This window comes from Methanoculleus sp. DTU007, assembly GCF_001512385.1.
Taxonomy (GTDB): Archaea; Halobacteriota; Methanomicrobia; order Methanomicrobiales; family Methanoculleaceae; genus Methanoculleus; species Methanoculleus thermophilus.
The window spans coordinates 1-2,609 of the sequence record NZ_LFRO01000082.1; the positions used below are offsets into that span (position 1 = coordinate 1).

The 2,609-nt window shown below is 63.7% G+C and carries 1 protein-coding gene and 1 pseudogene; one reads left to right on the forward strand and one right to left on the reverse strand.

The genetic code is table 11. The features are described 5' to 3' along the window. Positions 1-921 (forward strand): ATP-NAD kinase family protein (locus ACI94_RS08850; protein ID WP_286681328.1); only part of this gene is annotated, 921 nt, incomplete at its 5' end. Between the two features lie 726 nt (positions 922-1,647). On the opposite strand, the pseudogene ACI94_RS08855 reads toward ACI94_RS08850, so the two are convergent. Next, positions 1,648-2,538: pseudogene (locus tag ACI94_RS08855) on the reverse strand (Na/Pi cotransporter family protein); the annotation flags it as partial. Positions 2,539-2,609 lie beyond the last annotated feature (71 nt).

Sequence of the window (2,609 nt, forward strand, 5' to 3'; positions counted from 1 at the left end):
GCAGCCCCGATGGGCGAGGACGTCCTCGCCGCGGCCGGGATCGACCGGTTCACCGTCCTCTACCGCCCTGCATCCCCGACCACCGCTGCCGATACCAAAGCTGCGTGCCGGGCGTTCCTCGATGCCGGGGTCGACCTCATCCTCTTCTGCGGCGGGGACGGGACGGCCCGGGACGTCTTCGACGCCGTGGGCCGCTCGGTCCCGATCCTCGGCATCCCCGCCGGGGTGAAGATGTACTCGGCGGTCTTTGCGGTCAACCCGGCGGCCGCGGCCGAGCTTCTCCGCCTGGCGGGCGAGATCCCCTGCCGCGACTCCGAGGTGATGGACGTCGACGAGGAGGCCTACCGCTCGGGCCGGCTCGCGGCCCGGCTCTACGGGTATGCCTGCGTACCTTACATCCCGGAGCGGACGCAAGGCGGCAAGCAGGTCTTTGAGGAGCAGGACGAGGAGCGGGCAAAGGACGCTATCGCGGCGTTCATCGCCGAGATCATGCTCCCTGATACCCTCTATATCATCGGCGCCGGGAGCACGACGGCCCGGATCATGGAGAGGCTTGGACTGACTCCGACGCTTCTAGGGGTCGACGTTGTCCGGAACGGTGAGGTCCTCGCCCGGAACGCCGACGAGTGGACGCTGTTTGCCCTCCTTGAGCGCTATCCGCGGGCAAAGATCATCGTGAGCCCCATCGGCGCCCAGGGTTTCGTCCTCGGCCGCGGGAACCAGCAGATCAGTCCTGCAGTCCTCCGGCGTGCGGGGCTATCGAACCTGATCGTGGTCGCGACCCCCGGAAAACTCCAGGCCACACCCGTCCTCTACGTGGACACCGGGGACCCTGCCCTCGACCGGGAGGTCGGGGAGACCCTGCTTGTCGTCTCCGGCTACCGGCTGGGTCAGAGGAAGCGGGTCGTCCACGCCGATTGACGCAGGCGGCGTCACGCCCACCTCGGTGGAGTAGCGCTCGGCAAGTTTGCGCAGATCCCGCACCTTGGCGTTGGCCGCCTCGATGATCGAGAGGACCTCGATGTAGCGGCTGTTTCCGAAGTCACCCTCCTGCTTGAGGCTTGCAAGCTGCCTGCGGTAATGCTCGTTGACGACGCACTGGAGTTCGATGTCCCGGGCGCGAAGCTCCGCGACGGTCGTCTCCTGGATCCGGGGGAAGATATGCCCGAGCCCGACGATGTTTGCATCAAGGATCCGGTAGATGCTCTCGACCTCCTTGATCTGGGCGGCGGAGGCACCGTTTCCGTTCTCGATGCTTCTCCGGAAGAACTCCCCGAGATCCGCCCCGAGGTATCCAAGCCGCCCGATCTCGTTTGACATCCGGACAAGGTAGACCACCTCGGTCGCCTCCCGGTCCGAGAGAGGTCGTGTCGAGATCGACCGGAGGGCCTGCTCGATCCTCCGGTCGAGGTAACCGTTCAGGTTCTTGAGCCGCTCGACCATCAGGTAGTCCGCATCCCTGCCCGTGGCAAGGTAGGTCATCGCCGCCCGGAAGAGGTTGAGCGTGACCTCGTGGGCGTGCTTGAGCTCCATCTGGATCAATTCAAACCCCGCTCGTGTATCCTCCGGCAACCCGTCCTCGAGGTAGCGCGTCCGCATGAGGACTTCGGGTTCGTTTCCAGGCACCACCCTCTCGACGAGCCGTCCGAACTGCTTGATGCCGAGGAGGAAGACGCTCGCCGTGATCAGGTTGAAGAGGAGGTGGGCGTTTGCCACCATCTGCGCCTCCGTCCCGCCGATCGCCATCACGAGTTCGGTGAAGGGTCCAAGGAAGGGCAGGATCATGAGCACCCCGCCGAAGTTGAAGATGAAGTGGGCGACAGCCGCTCTTTTTGAGTGCAGCCCCATCCTGCTCGAGGCAAGCAGGGCCGTCGTGGTCGAGCCGATGTTTGCGCCAAGCAGGAACGGTATCGCCTGGGGGAGGGTGAGCAACCCCTGCTGGGCGAGGACGACGGTAAGGCCGGTCGTTACGGCGCTCGACTGGACCATCGCGGTGAAGAGGAACCCGATCAGGATCGCGAGCGGGAGCGCCGAGAACTCCGTGATGAACCCAATGATCTCAGGATCGCTCTGGAACGGCGCAAGCGATGTCGAGATGAGGTTGAGGCTGAAGAAGACGAGACCAAAGTAGAAGAGAGGTTTTCCGAGGATCTTGTAGCGCCCGCCATAGGCCCCGACGAGGAACCCGACCGGGATGAGCACCGCTCCAAACGCCGTCATCTTGAAGGCGACGAGCTGGGCGGTGATGGTCGTCCCGACGTTTGAGCCGATGATGATCCCGAGACTCTGGCCAAACGAGATCGTCCCGGCGTTGACGAGACCAATGGTGACGATCGTCGTCGCGGCGCTCGACTGGACGAGGGCGGTGACGACGGCGCCGATGAGTGCGCCGAGGATCGGCCGCGAGGTCATCTTGCCGAGGATGATGCTGAAGCTCCCTTTCGCGGCGGAGAGGAGCTCCCGTGAGAAGTTCTCTATCCCGTAGAAGAAGAGGATCAGGCCTGGCACGACGGCGAATATGAGTTCCCACGGGACCATTGGATCGTTTAGAGGTATAGTATCTCTGTTCTGAAATACTTCTCTATATACCCGTTTGGATTTTTGCGAGG